This window comes from Clostridium pasteurianum BC1, assembly GCF_000389635.1.
In the GTDB taxonomy this organism is placed as follows: domain Bacteria; phylum Bacillota; class Clostridia; order Clostridiales; family Clostridiaceae; genus Clostridium_I; species Clostridium_I pasteurianum_A.
In genome coordinates, this window is the sequence record NC_021182.1 from 1,949,154 (window position 1) to 1,965,708 (window position 16,555).

The window sequence follows — 16,555 nt, forward strand, 5'->3', positions numbered from 1 at the left end:
TGTATAAAAAATATCTTTACTTTTCAATTTATAATTTGGTATAATAAAATTAATAAATAACGTGGCTTTGTTTTTCCAAAGTAGCGTTCGCAAAGTTAGGAATAATGCAGGTTTCAAGGATTAAAACTGAAAAATGCGTTGAAATGATGGGTCTTATCGGAATGGGTAACAACCCAATGGTTGGAGCTACAGTTGCAGTAGCAGTTGCTATTGAAGAAACTTCAAGATAAGAGGGTTTAGACCACTTAGTTAGTATAAAATATTAATAAATGGAAGAAGACACGTTGTATTATGAAAAATAATATAATGTGTCTTTTTTTCTTTTTGTTAAAGGTGGTGTAAGTGGCTATATGCAAAGAAAGATGAAAATGTTAGTAGAAGATGACGTGACTTTCAAAAATGGCTTTGAAGGATTTTTAGATCTCACTTCCTTTTGTTTGTGATATTTTATAGAAGTATTTGATATAATATATTATATAAGAGCAAAAAATAAGCCTTATGAATTGAAAACATAAGACTTACTTTCAGTGAATTATAGACAATATGCTAACTTGTTTTTGAAGTAGATTGATGCATACCTGCTACTTTAGCCTGTTTTAAGGTAATACTTAATATGTTTTTACTTTTCTTTAAAGCCGCATCTGTTTTACTTAAATAATATGTTTTACTACCTTTTAAATAGTATACAACTGGATTACTATTCACTGTTGATGATGTTTGTTTTTTAGTAGATGTAGTATTTGAAGTAGTATTTTGTGGTGTTGAATTTGTACTATTAGCTTGTCTACTATTATTTGAGCTATTATCTGTTGCAGTATTATTATTCGATGTAGTAGTAGCTTTTGTAGTTTGTGCAGTGGTGTTTGCAGTATTGGTACTATTACTAGATTTGCTAGCGGTAGTGGAGCCACAACCACTAAATAAACTGCCTATACCTACTGCGATAATACAGGCTGTAATGATTCTAGATAATCCTTTTCTTTTCATTATCTTTGTTTTGTTGTTCATATTAACACTCCCTTGTAATTATTCTACAATATAGTATTATACACCTTTCTGGGAATAAATGTAAAATAAGTAATGAAAGTTTACAAAAAATAAATAAACCGCAGGCTATTTACTAACATAAGATTTATTCGCAATGAACAAAAATTTCAAGTATATGTCACATATATATTATATCTAATTATACAATATATGTAAAAATATAGATTGTGTATAAAAATATAAAAAGTCTTTGAAGTGAAATACACAAATATTGTTAGTTACAAATGAAAAAATATTGTTAATTAATATTAAAATAGTATTATCTTATATCTGAAAAGTGCTATAATTACTTTAAATTAAGAGAGGTAATCGATATGAGTGATAAAATCAATAAAGAAAAATTAGTAAAAAAGATATTGGATAATGACAGAGATTTGGATGGTTCTAGTATTAGTGAAGAATTAATACATGAACTTATAAGTGGAAAGATTTCAAAAAATATAAATAATGTTCATGATGAAAACCTCACAATTGGACAAAAAGTTGCGGATAAAATTGCTTCATTTGGTGGAAGCTGGCCTTTTATAATAAGTTTTATAACTGTGCTTGTAGTGTGGATATTAATAAATGCAATTTTATTAGCAAGAAAGGCATTTGATCCTTATCCTTTTATATTGTTAAATTTAGTATTATCATGTGTTGCGGCTATACAAGCGCCCGTAATTATGATGTCACAGAATCGTGAATCTGAAAAAGATAGGTTAACTGCTGCTAATGACTATCTTGTAAATTTAAAGTCAGAAATTATAATAGAAGATTTACATAAAAAGATTGATGTGTTAATAAAACAGCAGGAAGAGAGTGCAAAGAATATAGAGCTATTATTTAAAACAAAAAAATGATATTAAAAGACGGTACATTTATAGCATTGTGTACCGTCTTTTAGTTGGCAAAATTTTATTTGGAATTTTATTAATTTCGTGTTTTTTAAATTGATTACTTATGGGTAAATATAGCCTAATATAATAATTATAAGTTATTAATTTTGAAAACGTAATTATTATAATAAGTTATGCAGTGAACTACTCTAACTTAAAGAAGTAAGAGCTTCCTGATTCCTAGAGTTCGTAACCTACACTCTCCACAGGCTTGAAATCCCCTTGCACCAAGGGTACTGTACGATAATGCTCTGTATACGAGCCTTGAATATTTTACGTAGGGGAGGCATAGCTTGGTTATCGCATTTTCGTATTCTCCCTACAACCATATATATTCAGTTTACAAAGAGCAACTAACATTTATATTATATTATACCTAAAATAATAATTATTATACAAATCTGATTAATATAAATGGTATCGAACCATTTATATTAATGTGCTATCCATCTCCCACCTATAGAGGATTGGAGAATTCTGCACATTAGGTTAAACAATTTTTGAGTACATATTTATAATAAACATTAGTAGCCAAGGTTCAATAAGTATGTTTATTAACATATGACTGATTAATGAAGGGGTCAAACTCCTACGACCTACAATATATATAACTGACAACACCATTCCCATTATAAAAGTAATAATAACTCCAGTAATGTTAAAACCAATGTGTATTAGAGCAAATGCTAAGCCAGATATAAATATTTGTGCAGCAATAGAAACTTTTGTCTCCGATAGTTCTGTTAAGACAAAGCCACGAAACACTATCTCTTCAACAATAGCTCCTACAATCCCAACAAGAACACCAAAGATTTTAAATAAACTTATTTCCATAGCATTTTGTATAATTAGTGGATTTGAGAAAGTCCACAGAATATATCCGATAGAAAAAAATATTCCGAGGATAATTGCAGATACGTTTGTATTTACCCCCCATCCTAAATCAGTAAGAGACTTACCACTTTGATGAACCCATTTAATAAGTAGCATGTACATTGCTATTTCAGCGATTAATGTTCCTATAAGAGCAACTATAGTACGTTGCCTTAAATCAAGGTGAATTTTTGCGATTATCATTATGAATACTGGCATAAGAATAAATATACCCAAAAATAGGTTGTAATAAAGAACTGGCAGTATAGAAAATTTTAACCGTTTTTTTAAAACGATAGCAGATTGATTTTTGGCATTATTTAAATTAGACATCTTATCACCTCTTAAATAATATAGTGATTCATTTAATAAGCGGATGTAATATTATAAAATTAATTACATGATTATCTATAATTAGTAATACCATCTTATCAGAAGTTATTACTTTATACGCATAATCTACTTAGTACGTCTTAATCTATATAACAATTATACATTGGTTTAAGTAGTATTTCTAGGTCTTATTTTAATGTTTTGGGAATTATTGTTGGTTTTAGAAAAATAATTATTATAAGTATGAATAAGTAGCAGAATAAGGTATATGTAATATGTAGGAATTTTTTAGGGTGTCACAGAAATGTGATGCCTTTTTTTTTAGATACACGTTTTATTAGCATAAAGCTAGTAAGAGGTGTATTTTTTTATTGTTTTTTAGCGAAACTGATTTTTCAACTATTTATTATATAGATTTTATCTTTTGCAATTGAATTCGCGTTATAGATAGTATATTATTTACCTGTAACGTAATAATAAGGAATTAAAAAAATAATATTCTTTCAAAAATTAAGTTTAATTGAATGAAAGCAGTAAAGAATAAACTTTCAGTTAAGGATACAAATATGCTGAAATATTATATATCTTAGTTCATTCAATTGCTTTTGCTGCTTATCATGTTCCAAATCATGGGCCATCAAGAATATTAGATATAGTTATTTCAGGATGTATTTTTGCATATCTTGCCTTAAAGTATTCATTCTTTGCACCATTAGTTTTGCATTATATGTCTGATGCTAATAGTATATTGGATTTAGTTAATATAAATCTTTAACAGAAACCAAAATTCAAATTAGAAAAGGAAAATATTCTTTAGAAATATAAATTTAAGGAGTTTTTTACATGAGTATCAAGATAAAAAGAAATGGATTATTGAATTGTGATGAATTAAATGAGCTTCTTGCTACAAATGCTTGGGATGTACATCCTATTGAAAAATTAGAGAAATGTATTAAAACGTCATGGGGAAATATATGTGTAAGAAATGATAAGGAAGAATTAATTGGTTACGTGAGAATACTATCTGACGGTATAAGACATGCATACATATGTAGTCTAATTGTTCATCCAAATTATCGCAAAAAACGTATTGGTTCATCTATAATAAAAGAGTTACTTAATATGCTTAAGGAATGTAAACTTTATCCAACTCTAGTTGCTGCTCCTAATAAAAAAGATTATTATAAGAAATTTGGATTTGAAATAGAAAGCAATGGATTTACTGCCATGTGTATTCGTAAGTCATATTAAGAATTTACTAGTTAATTTTTAATATTAAGCAGGAATTTATCTCTATAATTTAAGATGCAGAATGAATTTACATATACATATACATATGCATGATAATTATGCAACTGAATTAATTGGAGTAAGGAGGAGTTAACACTAAATGGAGAAAATTATTGTAGAAGAAAAAATGAGACAAGTTTTAAAACTTGCTGAAAAAGGTATGCAACAAGGGGGAGATACCTATTGCTGCCATTATTTTTCATGGTGATGATGTTGTTTCAAAAGCATATACAACTGAGAAAAAAGAAGGAAGATATTTAGTACATGCAGAAATTCAAGCCATTTTGGAAATGGACAAAGAAAGATATTCTTTTAAAACCAGAAAAGAATTGCAATTATTCGTAAATTTAGAACCTTGCATGATGTGTTTCGGAGCTGCAATACATTCATTTATTGGAGAAGTTTATTATTTTTTTGAATCCCCTACTGATGGAGGTGCAGCTTGGGCAGAAAAAACTTGGTATGATAATCATAAAGATTCTGTATTTAAATTACCTAAAATATATAAAGGTATTTTATCAGAGGAAAGTAAGAAAATATTTAAAAATTTTTTAGATATATCTCCTAGAGATGGTTATTATGATTGGGTAAAAACACTTATATAAATAAAGTAATAGTTAATGAAGGAAGGTAGATGAGAATAATGAATAAAGAGTATATTGGCATTATTGTAGAAGAAAGCCTTAATGATAATAGAATATTAAATGGATTGGATATAAAAAAGATATATATAACAAGTCATAATAACCTTAAAGATAGATGGCATATGTATGAAGTTAATGTATCAAAAGAAGAAATAAGAGAATTATCTAAGCATATTATTGGAGATTGGTATATGCATTTCTGGAAAAATACACACATCATTGCTATTTTCAAAGACAAAATCTTTGAGTTTGATTATGAAGATAAAAATACATGGGATAAAGTCTTAAAATATGGACGTTCACTTGGCTTGCCAGAAGAACAATTGGATTTTCCTATAAAAGGCTTACAATACTAATTTGCATAATAGATAATATTGTAAAAAAGCTACAGTAAATAAATATAAATTATCATACAATTAGAGCTTGATTTTGGAGGTAATTATATTGGATAAAAAGAAAAAAGAACATATAACTTTTAGCCGTATGGCAGATAAACGTATAAGAATAAATTATTTTTAAATAATCATGGAAATAATATCGATGTAAAGTCATTTGCTGCTCAGGCAAGATTCTTTTTAGAAGATGATTTCCATAGAAATATGCTTGAAAATCAGCAAATTGGACTTTCATACTATTTTTGTATAGCTGCAGAAATGTATGCACAAAAGCTAAAATTGCTATGAAACTGCAGCATGAAACAAGTAGGGTAGATAAAAAGATTCCAAGGAAAATAAAGGAAGTATATTTCATTAGTAATATTGAAATTGAAGAGTGTTTAATACAAGAAAAACATAGAATTGAAGCTTGAACCAGATGACAAGCCAGTGGAATTCAACGTATCTCATTGTTAAGAAACCTAAAATAGTCGAAAATTCTCTATTGACTGATGCCTTAGGTGCTAGTTTATACTTTAAGTAATATCTAAGGAGGGTTTTTTATGAAGATAAGTGAAGTTATGGAGATTACATCTCTTACAAAAAAGGCTATAAATTATTATGAAGAAAGTGGATTAATAAATCCTTGTGTTAATTCTTCGAATAATTATAGAGAGTATTCTAAAGAAGATATTGATAAGTTAATACAAATATCTGTTTTAAGACAATTCGATATATCCGTTAAAGATATAAAGGGAATTATACAAAAACCTGAAATGCTAAAGGAAAAGTTTCAGCAGCAGTTAATAAAAATAAATGATCAAGTTAAAAGATTAGATCATAGTAAGGTAATTCTCAATTCATGTTTAAATACACTAAGCGATTCTAATATTAATCTATCACAATTAACAAGCCAGTTATCCACATTAAATAAATCACTTGAGATGGATGAACGTACTAGAGAAGGTTTTATGAAAAAACAATTGGAGAGGATTTTCCCTGGCAAATTTGGTAGGTTGATGATTATTCAATACAGTCAGTTCTTAAATGAACCAATAGACACAAGAGAAAAAGAAGAAGCATGGATTAATTTAATTAAGTTTTTAGATGAAGTTGAAGGTATTGAATATCCAGAAGGAATGGAGGATTTATATAAAAAGTTAGAAAATAAAGATTTTGAAAAATTTCAGAGTTCTATTAAAGAATCTATGAAAAAGTGGATTTCAATTGATGATAAAGGATTAATTAAGGAAAAAGAAAGACTATTTCAATATGCAGAAAAGATGAAAAGTGATACTGAAATGCAAAGGCAATGGAAAGAAACTCATAAGATTACTGAGCAATTAACAAAGAAAATGAAAAACATTGATTTTCATAATAAATTTTCAGAAAATCTAAAAGTATTAAGCAGTGACTACAGAGAGTATATCAAAAAAATGAATGATTTTTCTAAATTACTGGATTTTAAAATAGATGATAATGGAAATTTATTAGTATCTGAGAAGTAAATATTATGAGGCGAGTACACTACTGGCAGCTTTACCATTTTCAAGGACAAAATTATTGAGACTAAGTATATGCAAGAAAAGTTGGCAGTTAAAGAGGCTATTATAAACTTGATGAAAAAAAGAAAACAGTTATTATTATAGCCCATACACTTTCAATTATAAAAAATGCAGACAAAATTCTTGTTTTAAATGACGGAATAATTGTAGAAGAAGGACAGGACAAAGAACTTATAAAAATGAAGGTAAGTATTATAATATGAGGAAAGCAAGGAACAGCTTTCTGTGATAAATTAGAGAATTTATTTTACACTATCATAAAAAAACACCCCGAAGCGAGTATGCATTGCCGGGGTGTTTGTCATTAATAAATATAAATCAATAAATTTTCAATTACCATTGATGTATAATAGTTGGATCATCAAATATTGAATCAAGTTTTTTCAAAAAAGGAATAATGGAGCTAAAATCAAGGGCTCTATGGTCAAAGGCCAGGCACATTGGAAGTGTTTTTCTAATCCCAATTTGTTTATCTCCATGTTCGTCTACAAATACCCCAGGCTTTTCCTGTACTGAGCTAAGTCCTATAGCAAATACTTGTGGTGGTATAACTTCAAGTAAACAAAAAGCGCCCTTTTGTTCTCTATATAGTGAACCAATATTTGAGAAGGTAATTGTTCCGTAAATAAAATCTTCTTCAGTTAAGCGTTCATTTTCAGGAATCTTGTAATAATCTTCTCTTTCTTTACCTTTAAGATAAGGTTTTTCATTACTAAATTTTGACGATAGGATACCCGTTATCTCTTTAATATCGGAATTTTCTATTTTCTTAGACAAATTTAAAATGTAATCAGAGATATCTGTTAATGACATATTATCAGCATTCATTATACTAGGAGTTATGTGTGATCCATCAGATAAAATCCAAGGAATTGCAACATTAATTTCATCTAAAATATGCAGAGTACCTTCACATTTTTCATGATTGTATTCCAGATAGGAATTTAAGCCATTTGCAGCTAATAGACCTTCTACAATAACTTTAATCATTAAAGTATTAAATGAAATTTTTTTACCTTCACTTTTTAATTTTTTAGATAAAATACCAAACTCTTCATAAAAATTTGTTATGTCAGGTTCATATGTATAAGTAATATGAGGTATATTTATCCAGGATTCACCAGTCGCATGTGCAACTATTTTTCTCTTTGAATCAAAGGTATTAGATTTTTTTATTTTAATATTATTATATATCATAATTTAACTCCTCCTAATTGCATGTAATAATATGCTATATCATATATAGTAGTATTCTTTATTGATTTATGTTTTATTATATATTAATTAAAGTAGCATTTCTACTTTTTGAAAAAATAAAAAACATACCGAATACATTATGGATGAAATGTCCCAATAGATCATTTTATTTTTTCTAAGGATTACGTGTTTGTTTATTGATTTTACATTATAAATAATATATTATTTACCTATAAAGTAATAAAAAGTTATCATAATCTTATACTGCTTTTAAAATAAAATTTGATGTAAACAACGGTAAAGTTTGGAAATATAATATCTAAAGAAGGGTATGAAAAAAATGATTATATCAAAGAGTGGAGATAATAAATATATTACAGAAATACATAATGAAAAGGGAATGATTTTTTCAGATGTTACTGAAGAAAAAGGTGGGAGTGGAAAGTATTTTAGACCTCATGATTTTCTTGAAGCAGCATATGCATCTTGTTTAAATATTACAACAAGGATGATACTAGAGTTTATGAATATTAGATATGAAAAAGTTACTGTTAAAGTAGATTTAAATAGAGAAAATGAAGATAAAACTAGTTTTAAATATGCAATAGATATAGATGCTGACATCAATGAAGATATTAAAAATAAAGTTATGAGAAAAGTAAGGAACTGTCCTGTTAGAAAGACATTATCAAAGCAAATAGAATTTGAATATTGTAATAATATTGAATAAATTGGAGAGAAAAAATGATTAAAATAAGTAATGCCAGTGTAGATGAAACAAGTGAAATTAAAAGATTGCTCAATTACGTGTGGGTTGATACTTATAAAGAATTCTTTTCTCAAGAAACAATTAAATATATTACAGAAGAATCACAGACTATTGATAAATTAAAACTGGAGATAGAAAATAAAAATTTATTATTTCTTGTTGCAAAAGATAGTTCAGACAATATAGTTGGATTAGCAACAGCAGAGGAAAAGGAAAATAAAATATTTTTGAAGAGACTTTATGTTCATTCAAATTGTCAAAGGAAAGGTATTGGTGTAAAGTTGCTTTTAAGTGTTTTAAAGGACTTTAAAAATAAACAAGCTATATATTTGGAAGCTGAAAAAGATAATATTAAGGGAATAAATTTTTATAAAAAGAATGGATTTAAAATAATTGAAGATAAAGAATATAAACTGAAAGATGATAAATTTAGTACAGTGGTAATGGAAAGAACAAGTAGATAATGGGGAAATACATAGTTGCTTTAATATTAAGGTTTCCTTAATATTTCCTTTAAGTTTTCTTATATGTTATAGTTCATAGTATTTCTTAATGAATCTGTAGAGACAGGAAATAAATGTGAAATAAATATTAATAATGGCTGAAAGAATAAGAAATAATTATAATTATTTTAAGGAGTGGAGTGCAATGATAGTTGTTACAACTGAAAACATTACTGGTTATAAAGTAAAGGAAGTAAAAGGTCAGGTCTTTGGGTTATTAGTAAGGAGCCGAGGCCTAGGAGGAAATCTAATTGCTAGTTTAAGAAGCCTTGTTGGCGGAGAAATACACGAATATACATCTATGCTTGAAGATGCTCGTAAACAAGCAATTGATCGTTTGGTTTTAAATGCTACTGCAATGGGAGCAAATGCAATTGTGATGATGAGGTTTGATTCCAGCGAAATTGGACAATATATGAGTGAAGTTTTGGCCTATGGTACTGCAGTTATAGTTGAAAGGGATTAGGAATTATGGCAAAGGCACTATTTTTTTATATTTTAATCCAACTATTTATTATAATTTTTGCTGTTATATCATTATTAGTTTGGGACAAGAGGTATAAAAAAAATCATGGATCAGATGTTCCAGTAGGATTTGAAAAGACTGAAGAGATAATTGTGGATCCAAACAATGGTAAAAGGTTCAGAATTTATTATAATCCTAATACAGGGGAAAGATTTTATCACGAAGAGCATAATAGATAGATTTAGTGAAATATAATTAATATTGGCAGATTATAATGTGAAAATGACTATTTTAGATTTATATAAATCGGTAGTTTAAGAGAGGTGATATAATGAATGCATTTCTTACAGTAATACCAATTATAATTATAAGGTTCGGGCTTCTAAGCATATTAGACAAAGAGGCGTTAAAACGTGCGGCCTACTTTCCTCCACTAATTGGAAATGAAAAGGTAGCGTTTTGGTTTTATCAAATTTCTAACATTCTTATACTCCTGTATTTATTTTTTCTCAAGATCAGGAATGACTCCTTTTGGTTTTGTGCAGGCCTGATCATATATAGTTTAGGGGTTATTCTTTGTATTGTATCCGTATCAAACTTTGCAAAACCGAAAAAGAATGGAATAAATCTAAAAGGATTATACCAAATCTCCCGTAATCCTATGTATGTAAGCTATTTTATTTATTTTTTAGGTTGCGTGTTGCTCACGCGTTCATTGATATTACTTGCATTACTAGTAGTTTTTCAAATATCAGCTCATTGGATTATCCTTTCAGAAGAAAGATGGTGCATAAAGGAGTTTGGGGAAGAGTATATAAAATATATGAATAAGGTGAGACGTTATTTCTAGAGAATTTATAGTCCTAATTGTAAAAGAATATATGTATGGTGCTGTTAAAATAGCTTTATTTGAAAAGAAAATGAATCTAATAAAATAGAAAAAAGGGTATTCATGTTAGATTATTTATTCAAAGAAGTTAAGGTGATAAAATAATTATATAAAAGGGCATGGATAGTTATGGTACAGCTTAAAGAAGGGGTTTTGACTGCAGAATATTTTTATGTTTTATCAGACTCAGTCGGTTGGGGCTGTGTGCCTGTTAATCAATTAAAAAAGGCAATTGAAAATTCGTTATATACAGTATGTGTTTTTATAATAACAATATAATAGCAATGGGGAGACTTTGTGATGATGACAGCTTATTTTATTATATAAAGGATGTTGCAGTTTTACCCAAATACCAAGGTAAAGGCATTGGAAATTTAATTTTGGAAAATATGTTGTCTTTTATAAAACAAAGAACCCCAAAAGATTGGAAAGTAAGTGTTGAACTTATTAGTTCAAAGAATAAAGAAGGGTTTTACAAAAAGTTTGGATTCGAGCTAAGACCATCAGAATATGATGGGTCAGGAATGTTTTTAATGATTGAAGGAGACTAGTATTGTAGAATCTATTGGTAATTAAAGGGATGGGGAATTGCAATGATAAAACTTGATTTAATAGAAAAAAAGATTTGCCAAAAATTGTGGAGTGGAATGTTAATAAATCTTCTGATTACTTACTACAATGGGCTGGGCCTATGTATAATTATCCATTAACACTTAGGCAGGTTCAAAATTATTTTTTTACTGATGTTAAAAAAGATAATCCTAATATTTTTGTTTATAAAATATGACTTACTAATACAGATAAAATTATTGGAACTGTTGAATTACGAGAAATAGATAAAAACAATAAAATTGGCAGCATATGTAGATTTCTGATTGGAGATGAAAATAATAGAGGTAAGGGAATTGGAAGAAAAGCATTAAAAGAGGCATTAAGAATTGGATTTGAAGACATGAAATTTGAAAAGATAACCCTTAAAGTATTTGATTTTAATTACAGTGCTATTAAATGTTATGAAAATGTAGGATTTACAAAAGAAAAATTATTAGAGAATGTAAGGAAGTCATCCACAGGCTATTGGAGTTTATACGAAATGTCTATTTTAAAAGATGAAAATGTCCAGTAAAATGAAAATTATCTATGATGAATTTGGAGATGAAAATAACATATGTCAAAAGAAGTATTAACAATGAAATTATTAAAAGAAAAATTTGGTGTTTGTAAATTAGATAAAGATGAATTAATTCCTGAATGGATACAGAATAGTCAATTCTACTCTGTAACAAAAGCAGAAGACGAATTATCCATTGTGTGTTCTCAGGATAGTATTCCTGGGGAAATAAAATGTGAAAAGGATTGGAGAATTCTTAAAGTTGAAGGACCATTAGATTTTTCACTAATTGGAATCCTTTCATCAATCACTACAATATTGACAGAAAAGAAAATTAGTATATTTGCTATTTCCACCTATGATACAGATTACATACTTGTAAAAAATAAAGATATTGATAATGCTGTAAATGCATTATCTGATGAAAAGTACATAATAACATACTAAATGTTAATATCAGATAGAGAAATTTCAGCAACTAGACTGAGAGTAGCAGCTGTATATAATAAATAAGAAGGGAAAGCAAATTATGGCAAGCTATAAATATTTATATATTAATAATGATTCTGGTTTATATAAAGAAGTGGTCGAATTGAGATATAGAATCTTCTTTAAGCCATTTAATTGTTCAATGGATATGGTGTTTGATAATTTAGAAGGAGAAAGTATACATTTAGTCTGTTGTCATAATAATATAGTAGCTGCTGGGTATGCAAGATTAAATATTATAGATAAAACTGCTCAAATATCACAAGTGGTTGTAAAGGAAGAGTATAGGAAAAAAGGTATAGGTTCCGAATTGATAAGGGAACTTACTGACAAATCAAGAGAGTCAGGAATGAAGAAGATAATATTAAATGCCAAAATAGAAATTGTTAATTTATATCGCAGTCTTGGTTATGAAACAGTTGGACAAGAATTTCCTTCAATTAAGACAGGATTGTCACATATAAGAATGGAGAAAATAATATGAATAACCTATTAAAAAATAGAATATTTAAATATCTTATATATTTTATTTTTCTCTGTACATCTATATATGGAATTGATTATTTTTTTAGGCCACAGCATAAGGATTTTATCAGAACCGCATCTATTTCTTTTGGAGTTACAATAGGCATGTTTATTGTTTCAAGAAGAAAAAAATTGTAATCCTTTTAGAATATGATTTAGGAGTTTTAAAATGAATAAAAAACTTATAATAATTAATGGTACTATGGGGGTAGGGAAAACTGTAACATGTAAAGAATTAAATAAAAAACTTTACAATTCGGTATGGCTTGATGGTGATTGGTGTTGGATGATGAATCCTTTTATTGTGAATGATGAGAATAAAGCTATGGTTATAAATAATATAACCTACATGTTAAGAAATTTTCTTGTTAATTCATCTTGTGAGTATGTTATATTTAGCTGGGTTATACATACTGAAGATATTTTTAAACTTATACTACAGAAATTAAATGATTTGGAATTTGATGTTATAAAGATAACTCTTATTTGTTCAAAAGAAGCACTTCAAAAGAGAATATTTAAGGATATTCAGCTTAATTTAAGGGATGAAAACTCTATTAATACAAGCGTTGAAAGACTTACACTATATAAAAATATGGATACAGTAAAAATTGATACAACTGATATTTCGATATCAGAAACTGTAAGTAAAATCATAAAAAATATTTATGATTAATAAAGTAAAAAAGATGAATAATTTATTTATAATTTGGGAGGTATTAACTTGAAAGTAACAAGCTCAGGTATAATAAATGATATTATTGAAGATAAATATGGAAAAAGAGGAACTCAATTTAATGAAGCTAATATACCAACTTATTCATTGCCAATTAAAATTGAAAATTCGCCTAAAGGTACAGTATCTTATGCGCTTATTTTAGAAGATAAAGATGCCGTTCCTGTTTGTGGTTTTTCTTGGATTCACTGGATAGCTGCAAATATTACAAAAACAGAAATAGAAGAAAATGAAAGTATTTTAAAAAATGACTTTGTTCAAGGGTTAAATAGTTGGTGTGGAGCAATAACCAAAGTAGATAAAAAGTTAGCTATAGGATATGGTGGCATGACACCACCTGATAAACCTCATATTTATGAACTACATGTTTTTGCTTTGAAGGATAAATTGGATCTACAGGAAGGATTTTATATGAATGAACTATATAAAGCTATGGATGGCTATATTTTAGAGCAAACTACGTTAAAAGGATGTTATGTAAATTAAAGTGAAATACTATTTAAAGTCTAGAGTTAAGTGTACATATTATATTAAAGAGTAGTTTAATTTATATGGAGAAGTTGAGGATTTGCATATAGGTAAAAAGAAGAGTGGGTGTAGGAACACTTTCTTTACTATTGTGTTGTTTTGAAATCATTTTTTATAAGTTCATGTATATTGGCTTATAGGTACAAAAATGATTTATGTATTAAACTAAATTGAAGTGAGGATGTATTATGGAAGAAAGTTTACGAATGAACTATATATCTCTATTAATTTCTATTCTACTCATATTTTTTATGGGACTTATGTATTTTTTACTTGGTAAATCAATGGCTTTTCCAATGAAGATATGCTATGCAGTCATTGCTTTAGTGGCTTTCATACTTATTATTTTCAATATTATTATGATTATAAGAAAATTAAGTATAAAAATTTAATATAATAATACACAATGTTCTATAATAGTGAATTGAATAAATGACCATTATACTAAATTAATAGTATAAAAATGGGAAAAAGAAATATAAATCCATTGATTCTCTATTAATGAGTTTGTGCTTGGATCTTCATAAAAAAGCTTGTTGTACAGGTTATTTATTTAGAGATTTTACTAATATTACAAATTCATTGAGTGGGTTTGAAAATGTATGTTTTAGAATGGCAAAGCTAGAAGACAGTAAAAAAAATCATATTAGAAAATATTACAGCAATAAAAATTTATTGTATGAATATAGAAATAATTTTTTAAAATATATATGGAGGTTCTTTATGAATATTGTGGAATCTAATGTTCCTAAGAGTAGGATGTTTTTTATTGATAACATAAGATTGATTATGATTATTATAGTAGTTTTAGTTCATACAAGTGTAACATATAGTGGAATTGGTGGTTGGTATTATATTGAAAATAAATCAGTTGATACAGTATCAAAAATTATATTTGAAATATTTAATACTTTTTCACAGGCTTATTTTATGGGCTTTTTATTTTTAATAGGTGCTTATATACTCAAAAAGGAAAATGTATTATTGGAACAAGCACTAAGTCCAAATATGGAAGGTGTAAAGATATGTATACATATAAATATCCTGAAGCACCTGATTTAACAGATATCCAAATAAAAGAAATAACTGATATTGTATTTTGTAAAGAGCAAGATTTAAGTATAAGTGATGTACTTTTTATTTATGGAAGTACTAATCCTGCAACATATCAGAAATCACTGGAAGTATATAATAAAGGATTATGTAAAGATATTGTTATTTCAGGAGGTTCATCTAAATCGAAGAGTAAACATAAAGATTGGCATTATGGTAATAAACCAGAAGCACGTGTAATTTTTGAAAAACTCTTATCGTATGGAGTAACAAGAGAAAAAATATTTTTTGAAGAGAAATCAAGCAATAGTAAAGAAAATGTAATGTTTGCTAAAGAAATCTATGACTTTTCAAATGTTAAAAGTTTGATTTTTATTTCCAAAAATTATGCAGCTGGAAGACAGTATAGAACTTTGAAAAAATATTTACCACAAAACATAAAAATTATCTCTTATTCATATAATACTTATCTTGATGATGGGACTACTTTTGACAGATATGACTGGATGGAACATCCAAAGAGTATAAGTTTAGTGCTTGGAGAGTATTTAAGAATAATATTTTATGGGAAAAAGGGTGATATTGAAGAAATACATGGAATTGTTAAAGGATTAGAAAATTATGTAGAAACTATTCTTAAAGGGGTATTTTAATTTTAGTCATATGTTATGGAAAATTATGAAATACAAAAAATATAATGTTCTTGAAAGAAAAAGTAAGCCTAAATCTAAATTAGCGTGTTCAAGAAATTTTAGCAAAAGCATTAGGTTAGAACTCAGGGAATGGATAGGACAGGTATGTTTTAAAAATATAAATTAAATAAGATTAGGAAGATATATTATGAAAAGTGTTTATAATATTGGAGATTTAGTCAGGGAATTAAAGATAAATAAAGAGACTATAAGATATTATGAAAAAATTGGATTGCTTTCTGAACCTAAAAGAGATAAAAATGGGTATAGAATATACTCAAAAGGTGATATAGATAAAATTAGATTTATACTCATTGTTAAAAATTTTGGCTTTTCATTGAAGGAAATAAGTATGTTGCTTCCCAAGATATATGATGAGATATTAGAACAGAATATTGATAACATTAAAGCTATAGTTGAATATAAAATAAGAGAGATAAATAATAAAATAAATGACCTGGAAGCAACTAAAAAATTACTTCAAAAAGTAAATGATAACATATTATCCAACAACGGAGAATGTTGTACTGATATGGAAATTTATCTAAAAAATAATTCTTGACTATGTAGTATAGTACACGATTTATAATAAC

Annotated in this window: 27 protein-coding genes and 2 pseudogenes; 26 read left to right on the forward strand and 3 right to left on the reverse strand. The window is 27.4% G+C overall.

Annotated elements, in window-relative coordinates; translation table 11 throughout:
- Positions 1-137 precede the first annotated feature (137 nt).
- Together CLOPA_RS24990 and CLOPA_RS26465 are read left to right on the forward strand one after the other, a co-directional pair.
- Positions 138-230 (forward strand): annotated as a pseudogene (locus tag CLOPA_RS24990) (GGGtGRT protein); the annotation flags it as partial.
- A 78-nt stretch (positions 231-308) separates the two neighbouring features.
- Entirely contained in the window at positions 309-443 is a 135-nt protein-coding gene (locus tag CLOPA_RS26465; RefSeq protein WP_278246038.1) for a hypothetical protein, read from the forward strand.
- A 103-nt stretch (positions 444-546) separates the two neighbouring features.
- Here the strand turns inward: CLOPA_RS26465 and CLOPA_RS23710 are convergent, their stop codons facing one another.
- The gene (locus tag CLOPA_RS23710; protein WP_015615141.1) at positions 547-1,008 is read right to left on the reverse strand and encodes a hypothetical protein; all 462 of its coding nucleotides are present in this window, start codon (positions 1,006-1,008) and stop codon (positions 547-549) included.
- Between the two features lie 353 nt (positions 1,009-1,361).
- On the opposite strand from CLOPA_RS23710, the gene CLOPA_RS09105 reads away from it, so the two are divergent.
- Positions 1,362-1,889: a DUF1003 domain-containing protein gene (locus tag CLOPA_RS09105; RefSeq protein WP_015615142.1), complete on the forward strand. Its 528-nt coding sequence runs from the start codon at positions 1,362-1,364 to the stop codon at positions 1,887-1,889.
- 525 nt (positions 1,890-2,414) lie between these two features.
- Here the strand turns inward: CLOPA_RS09105 and CLOPA_RS09110 are convergent.
- Complete coding sequence (locus CLOPA_RS09110; protein WP_015615143.1) at positions 2,415-3,131, reverse strand: CPBP family intramembrane glutamic endopeptidase; 717 nt, start codon at positions 3,129-3,131, stop codon at positions 2,415-2,417.
- Positions 3,132-3,714: 583 nt separating this feature from the next.
- On the opposite strand from CLOPA_RS09110, the gene CLOPA_RS26800 reads away from it, so the two are divergent.
- The 7 genes and pseudogenes from CLOPA_RS26800 (at position 3,715) to CLOPA_RS09130 (ending at position 6,947) form a co-directional block, all read left to right on the forward strand.
- Entirely contained in the window at positions 3,715-3,906 is a 192-nt protein-coding gene (locus CLOPA_RS26800) for a CPBP family glutamic-type intramembrane protease (protein ID WP_431602575.1), read from the forward strand.
- 68 nt (positions 3,907-3,974) lie between these two features.
- Positions 3,975-4,382, forward strand: coding sequence for a GNAT family N-acetyltransferase (locus tag CLOPA_RS09115; protein WP_015615144.1), 408 nt, complete (start codon positions 3,975-3,977; stop codon positions 4,380-4,382).
- Between the two features lie 185 nt (positions 4,383-4,567).
- A complete protein-coding gene (locus CLOPA_RS09120) occupies positions 4,568-5,026 on the forward strand; it encodes a nucleoside deaminase (protein WP_015615146.1) in 459 nt (152 codons plus the stop codon).
- Between the two features lie 29 nt (positions 5,027-5,055).
- Entirely contained in the window at positions 5,056-5,421 is a 366-nt protein-coding gene (locus CLOPA_RS09125; protein ID WP_015615147.1) for a hypothetical protein, read from the forward strand.
- Between the two features lie 156 nt (positions 5,422-5,577).
- Positions 5,578-5,748: pseudogene (locus CLOPA_RS26045) on the forward strand (MerR family transcriptional regulator); the annotation flags it as partial.
- Complete coding sequence (locus CLOPA_RS24995) at positions 5,703-5,873, forward strand: hypothetical protein (protein ID WP_155241894.1); 171 nt, start codon at positions 5,703-5,705, stop codon at positions 5,871-5,873. The pseudogene CLOPA_RS26045 and the gene CLOPA_RS24995, both read left to right, overlap by 46 nt.
- A gap of 129 nt (positions 5,874-6,002) precedes the next feature.
- Positions 6,003-6,947 (forward strand): MerR family transcriptional regulator, encoded by a 945-nt coding sequence (locus CLOPA_RS09130; protein WP_015615148.1) that lies wholly within the window; start codon positions 6,003-6,005, stop codon positions 6,945-6,947.
- Between the two features lie 390 nt (positions 6,948-7,337).
- On the opposite strand, the gene CLOPA_RS09135 is transcribed toward CLOPA_RS09130, so the two are convergent.
- A complete protein-coding gene (locus CLOPA_RS09135) occupies positions 7,338-8,201 on the reverse strand; it encodes a 2-oxo acid dehydrogenase subunit E2 (protein ID WP_015615149.1) in 864 nt (287 codons plus the stop codon).
- Between the two features lie 340 nt (positions 8,202-8,541).
- Between CLOPA_RS09135 and CLOPA_RS09140 the strand changes: the two genes are divergently transcribed.
- The 16 genes from CLOPA_RS09140 (at position 8,542) to CLOPA_RS09215 (ending at position 16,524) form a co-directional block, all read left to right on the forward strand.
- Positions 8,542-8,931 carry an OsmC family protein gene (locus tag CLOPA_RS09140; protein WP_015615150.1) on the forward strand — a complete coding sequence of 130 codons (390 nt, stop codon included), beginning with the start codon at positions 8,542-8,544 and terminating at the stop codon, positions 8,929-8,931.
- A 14-nt stretch (positions 8,932-8,945) separates the two neighbouring features.
- Complete coding sequence (locus CLOPA_RS23715) at positions 8,946-9,434, forward strand: GNAT family N-acetyltransferase (RefSeq protein WP_015615151.1); 489 nt, start codon at positions 8,946-8,948, stop codon at positions 9,432-9,434.
- A gap of 184 nt (positions 9,435-9,618) precedes the next feature.
- Positions 9,619-9,939: a heavy metal-binding domain-containing protein gene (locus tag CLOPA_RS09150; RefSeq protein ID WP_015615152.1), complete on the forward strand. Its 321-nt coding sequence runs from the start codon at positions 9,619-9,621 to the stop codon at positions 9,937-9,939.
- A gap of 5 nt (positions 9,940-9,944) precedes the next feature.
- The gene (locus tag CLOPA_RS09155; protein ID WP_015615153.1) at positions 9,945-10,178 is read left to right on the forward strand and encodes a hypothetical protein; all 234 of its coding nucleotides are present in this window, start codon (positions 9,945-9,947) and stop codon (positions 10,176-10,178) included.
- Positions 10,179-10,270: 92 nt separating this feature from the next.
- Positions 10,271-10,789, forward strand: a complete 519-nt coding sequence (locus CLOPA_RS09160) for a methyltransferase family protein (protein ID WP_015615154.1) — start codon at positions 10,271-10,273, stop codon at positions 10,787-10,789.
- Positions 10,790-11,112: 323 nt separating this feature from the next.
- On the forward strand, positions 11,113-11,379 hold the full coding sequence (locus CLOPA_RS26055; protein WP_242834287.1) for a GNAT family N-acetyltransferase: 267 nt from the start codon (positions 11,113-11,115) through the stop codon (positions 11,377-11,379).
- A gap of 299 nt (positions 11,380-11,678) precedes the next feature.
- Positions 11,679-11,954: a GNAT family N-acetyltransferase gene (locus tag CLOPA_RS26060; protein ID WP_242834324.1), complete on the forward strand. Its 276-nt coding sequence runs from the start codon at positions 11,679-11,681 to the stop codon at positions 11,952-11,954.
- 42 nt (positions 11,955-11,996) lie between these two features.
- Positions 11,997-12,386 carry an ACT domain-containing protein gene (locus CLOPA_RS09175; RefSeq protein WP_015615155.1) on the forward strand — a complete coding sequence of 130 codons (390 nt, stop codon included), beginning with the start codon at positions 11,997-11,999 and terminating at the stop codon, positions 12,384-12,386.
- Between the two features lie 82 nt (positions 12,387-12,468).
- The gene (locus CLOPA_RS09180) at positions 12,469-12,912 is read left to right on the forward strand and encodes a GNAT family N-acetyltransferase (protein ID WP_015615156.1); all 444 of its coding nucleotides are present in this window, start codon (positions 12,469-12,471) and stop codon (positions 12,910-12,912) included.
- Complete coding sequence (locus tag CLOPA_RS09185) at positions 12,909-13,091, forward strand: hypothetical protein (protein ID WP_015615157.1); 183 nt, start codon at positions 12,909-12,911, stop codon at positions 13,089-13,091. Before CLOPA_RS09180 ends, CLOPA_RS09185 begins: the two co-directional genes overlap by 4 nt.
- Positions 13,092-13,122: 31 nt before the next feature.
- The gene (locus CLOPA_RS09190; RefSeq protein WP_015615158.1) at positions 13,123-13,629 is read left to right on the forward strand and encodes an AAA family ATPase; all 507 of its coding nucleotides are present in this window, start codon (positions 13,123-13,125) and stop codon (positions 13,627-13,629) included.
- 48 nt (positions 13,630-13,677) lie between these two features.
- Positions 13,678-14,175 (forward strand): YbhB/YbcL family Raf kinase inhibitor-like protein, encoded by a 498-nt coding sequence (locus CLOPA_RS09195; RefSeq protein WP_015615159.1) that lies wholly within the window; start codon positions 13,678-13,680, stop codon positions 14,173-14,175.
- A gap of 230 nt (positions 14,176-14,405) precedes the next feature.
- On the forward strand, positions 14,406-14,609 hold the full coding sequence (locus tag CLOPA_RS09200; protein WP_015615160.1) for a hypothetical protein: 204 nt from the start codon (positions 14,406-14,408) through the stop codon (positions 14,607-14,609).
- Between the two features lie 331 nt (positions 14,610-14,940).
- Positions 14,941-15,279, forward strand: coding sequence for a hypothetical protein (locus tag CLOPA_RS25000; protein ID WP_155241895.1), 339 nt, complete (start codon positions 14,941-14,943; stop codon positions 15,277-15,279).
- Complete coding sequence (locus tag CLOPA_RS09210) at positions 15,243-15,923, forward strand: YdcF family protein (protein ID WP_015615162.1); 681 nt, start codon at positions 15,243-15,245, stop codon at positions 15,921-15,923. The genes CLOPA_RS25000 and CLOPA_RS09210 overlap by 37 nt, the downstream gene beginning before the upstream one ends.
- Positions 15,924-16,110: 187 nt before the next feature.
- Positions 16,111-16,524, forward strand: coding sequence for a MerR family transcriptional regulator (locus CLOPA_RS09215; RefSeq protein WP_015615164.1), 414 nt, complete (start codon positions 16,111-16,113; stop codon positions 16,522-16,524).
- Positions 16,525-16,555 lie beyond the last annotated feature (31 nt).